This is a genomic window from Crocosphaera sp. Alani8 (assembly GCF_038442745.1).
Classification (GTDB): Bacteria; Cyanobacteriota; Cyanobacteriia; order Cyanobacteriales; family Microcystaceae; genus Crocosphaera.
Map to the genome: position 1 here is coordinate 1 of NZ_JARVCN010000310.1, position 3,775 is coordinate 3,775.

5 protein-coding genes are annotated in these 3,775 nt (G+C 38.6%); all 5 read left to right on the forward strand.

Going from position 1 to position 3,775, the window contains the following annotated elements; translation table 11 throughout:
- Nucleotides 1-169 precede the first annotated feature (169 nt).
- Nucleotides 170-433: a hypothetical protein gene (locus P9B04_RS16630; RefSeq protein WP_342056102.1), complete on the forward strand. Its 264-nt coding sequence runs from the start codon at nt 170-172 to the stop codon at nt 431-433.
- Nucleotides 434-694: 261 nt separating this feature from the next.
- On the forward strand, nt 695-1,474 hold the full coding sequence (gene phnC / locus P9B04_RS16635) for a phosphonate ABC transporter ATP-binding protein (protein WP_342056103.1): 780 nt from the start codon (nt 695-697) through the stop codon (nt 1,472-1,474).
- Between the two features lie 83 nt (nt 1,475-1,557).
- Nucleotides 1,558-2,481, forward strand: a complete 924-nt coding sequence (gene phnD, locus P9B04_RS16640) for a phosphate/phosphite/phosphonate ABC transporter substrate-binding protein (RefSeq protein WP_342056104.1) — start codon at nt 1,558-1,560, stop codon at nt 2,479-2,481.
- Between the two features lie 138 nt (nt 2,482-2,619).
- Nucleotides 2,620-3,432 (forward strand): phosphonate ABC transporter, permease protein PhnE, encoded by an 813-nt coding sequence (gene phnE, locus P9B04_RS16645; RefSeq protein WP_342056105.1) that lies wholly within the window; start codon nt 2,620-2,622, stop codon nt 3,430-3,432.
- Complete coding sequence (locus P9B04_RS16650) at nt 3,429-3,743, forward strand: hypothetical protein (protein WP_342056106.1); 315 nt, start codon at nt 3,429-3,431, stop codon at nt 3,741-3,743. Before phnE ends, P9B04_RS16650 begins: the two co-directional genes overlap by 4 nt.
- The last annotated feature ends 32 nt before the right edge of the window (nt 3,744-3,775 follow it).

Below are 3,775 nucleotides of genomic sequence, written 5' to 3' on the forward strand. Positions count from 1 at the left end.
GTCAGATTTAGTTGAAGAAGCAACTAGAGATAAATAAGGTTAGGACTTAGTTGTAAGACAATGCCCGCTAACTAACACCCCACCCGCAAAAGTGACACGCTCCCAGTTCAATGTCCCTACCTCTCTTAACTCCTTTAAACATCAACTTTTCCTTTATTTACAACAAGAGATGCCTAAATCCAACCAAACTCTTCTTGCTACTTCTGATGTTCTTGAATCTATCTTCGGTCATTATAAAAACATTTCTAAACGCTGTCCTCTCAAAGATATTCATTCTCTAATTCTCACTATTCCTTTAATTCCGATTACCCTAACTCATGATTTTGTGAAAAAAGCCCTTAATACCGTTTCCTGTTATTATCTCGACTCATGGGTTCACTCTATTTTAGGGCAATCTATGCTCTCTAAACGCAAAATCCTTTTTCAATATTAACCTAATTTATCAACTTAATTATATTCATTAGTTGATTTCTCCTCTTATTTTTCTATCTTTTTTACATAAAACCTGTGTACATTTTTTCGCCAAATTGGAGAATGATAAACACCCTACATGGAAATCACTACCCCCAAATATTTAAAGAAAATTTCTGTTATTCTTAATCTTTTCTTGAAATAGGAGTGATAACTTTTGATTATCAAAGCTAAAAACTAATTAACAATTCCAATCAAGAGCAAATTTGAAGAATTTAAAGTAATGATCTTTTTAAAGAACGTAGGCGTAACTTACAAAAATGGATTTGTTGGGATAGAAGGTGTTTCTGTCCAGTTAGCAAGAGGAGAATTTGCGGTACTTTTAGGGTCTTCGGGAGCCGGAAAATCGACTTTGTTGCGATGTATTAATTATCTAATTGAACCTACTACGGGACAAATCGAAGTAGATGGTTTAGGAAATATCAAGCATCCCAAAGTGCTACGAGAACATCGTAAACACACGGGAATCATTTTCCAGCAACACCAACTAATTGAACGAAATACCGCTTTGCAAAATGTTTTGCTCGGACGTTTAGCTTATCATTCTACCTTTCGTAGTTTGTTTCCTTTGCCAAAAAAAGATCGTTATTTAGCTTTAGATTGTCTTGAACGAGTTGGGTTGTTGAAGAAAGCTTTGAATCCAGTTAAAGCTCTCAGTGGAGGAGAAAAACAAAGAATTGGGATTGCTAGGGCATTAGCTCAACAACCACAATTTATCTTAGCTGATGAACCAGTGGCTAGTTTAGATCCGGCTAGTTCTCGTAAAGTGCTATCTTTTTTGCGTCAGATTTGTCGTGAAGATGGACTAGGATTATTAGTCAGCTTACATCAAGTTGAATTAGCGATGGAGTATGCAGATCGTATTCTTGGGGTAGCACAAGGAAAAGTCGTGTTTGATGGCAGTCCCGAACAATTAAAATCTTTTGGAGTAGAAAAAATCTACCAAAAAAAGCCTTTAGTAACAACAGAAGTGACATCTTTCTATCCACCGAAAAGTCGGTGAATGGTGTAGCTTCTGTGGGAGAAACTGATTGATTCAATTTATTTTTCGATTCATTTATTCGTTGATTTAGAGGAGTTAAAGTAATGATGACTTTAAGAATTAAAAACAGTTTAAGTGCTGTAGGATTAACAGTATTATTGGCCTTAGTCGGCTGTAGTAATCCATCTGTTAATCAATCTGATGAAGGAACAAACACGAATACTCAAACAGCTAATTCAGATCCCAGTAAGTTAGTGGTTGCTCTTTTGCCAGATGAGTCAGCGAGTACCGTTATCCAAAACAACAAGAAACTAGAAGCTTATCTAGAATCTCAATTAAATAAAGAGGTGGAGTTATTTGTCAGTACGGATTACTCTTCAATGATTGAAGCGGCTAGTAAAGGCCGTTTAGACTTAGCTTATTTTGGTCCACTATCCTACGTGCTTGCCAAAACGAAGAGCAATGTTGAGGCGTTTGCTGCCATGAATAAGAATGGTTCTACCACTTATAAAGCGGTGGTTATTGGGAATAAAGAAGCCGGCGTAGATAGTTTTGAGGATATTGCCAATAAAACCATGGCTTATGGCGATCAAGCATCTACTTCTAGCCATTTAATTCCCAAATCAATGTTAGTGGAAAAGGGACTCAAAGCCGAAGAAAACTATGAAGAGGTGTTTTTAGGCGCACATGATGCGGTAGCGGTTGCAGTAGAGAAAGGGAATGCTCAGGCAGGGGGTTTGAGTCAACCCATCTTTGAATCTTTAATAGAAAAAGGAATAATCGATCCCGACAAAGTGGTCGTGATTGCTGAATCTAAGCCTTTTCCTCAATATCCCTGGACAATGCGCTCGGATCTCGATCCTGAACTGAAAACCAAAATTAGTCAGGCGTTTACAGAATTAAAAGACCCAGAAGTATTGAAACCTTTTAAAGCCCAAGGTTTTGACCCTATTGAGGATCAAGATTATGATGTAGTGCGCGAATTAGGGACAATGCTCGATTTAGATTTTGCTCAATTGAGCAAGTAGTCTCTTTTTCGGGGAAAAGTGGGAAGAAACAATCACGTTTTAAGCTTAATTCTTCCTATATTCCCCAAACACGGAATGTCCCATAAATTTTTTAGACCTAACGGAGTCGTATTGACTTAAATTGTACAATTAAAAACGATGACAACTTCTAGAACGGAATATGATGGCCTTTTACGACAACAACAGAGAATTTGGTTAGGGTTGCTAGTAAAAATTCTTATCATAGGGGGGATTATTGCAGTCAGCTTTGTTTTGGTTGGCTTACTGGATATAGAGCGTATTTCCCGAGGAATCCCCGATTTTTTCGGAATGTTTGGCGAAATGTTACCTCCTGATTTTAGTCGGGCTCCCGATTGGATCGAACCTCTAATTGATACCATTGCCATGAGTATTGCAGGAACAGCCTTAGCGATCGCCCTATCTCTTCCCATTGCTTTTTTTGCGGCTAAAAACACGACTCCCCATCCAATTGTTTTTTGGATAGCTAGGATGACACTCAATATTACCAGAGCCATCCCCGAACTCATTTTGGGCATTATTTTAGTGGCCGCTGTGGGATTTGGTACCCTTCCAGGAGTATTAGCTTTAGGATTACATTCAATCGGAATGATTGGCAAGTTTTTTGCTGAAGCGATCGAACATACCGATGAAGCTCCCATTGAGGCGGCACGAGCCGTTGGTGCAGATCCATTACAAATTATCTGGCATAGTATTTTACCTCAAGTGTTTCCTCAAATGGCTGATGTGGGTTTTTATCGGTGGGAATATAATTTTCGCGCTTCGATGGTATTGGGGGCTGTTGGTGCAGGAGGCATCGGATTTGAAATTATCGGTGCATTGCGTTTACTCAAATACGAAGAAGTTTCTGCTTTATTAATCGTTGTCCTAGTAATGGTTACTTTAGTGGATGCTTTAAGTAATTTTCTTCGTCAAAAATTGATTGAAACATGAAACCAAAAATCGTCATTACCCATTGGGTACATCCAGAAATTATTGAACGGTTGAGCAAGTATACTACGGTCATTGCTAACCAAACGAAAGAGACTCTTCCCCGTGCTGAAATTATTAGACGTGCTGAAGATGCTCAAGCATTGATGGTCTTTATGCCTGACTGTATTGACCACCAGTTTTTAGAAGCCTGTTCCCAATTAAAAGTGATTGCAGGAGCATTGCGAGGTTACGATAATTTCGATGTAATGTCCTGTACTGAACGAAAGATTTGGTTTACTATTGTTCCGGAATTACCGAAAATCGGAGCATGAAAGCCCCTGGCTTCAGACATGGGGATGAAATG

Coding starts and splice junctions, on each gene's coding strand:
- P9B04_RS16630 (WP_342056102.1), top strand. CDS start 170: ATGCCTAAATCCAACCAAACTCTTCTTGCTACTTCTGATGTTCTTGAA.
- phnC (WP_342056103.1), top strand. CDS start 695: ATGATCTTTTTAAAGAACGTAGGCGTAACTTACAAAAATGGATTTGTT.
- phnD (WP_342056104.1), top strand. CDS start 1,558: ATGATGACTTTAAGAATTAAAAACAGTTTAAGTGCTGTAGGATTAACA.
- phnE (WP_342056105.1), top strand. CDS start 2,620: ATGACAACTTCTAGAACGGAATATGATGGCCTTTTACGACAACAACAG.
- P9B04_RS16650 (WP_342056106.1), top strand. CDS start 3,429: ATGAAACCAAAAATCGTCATTACCCATTGGGTACATCCAGAAATTATT.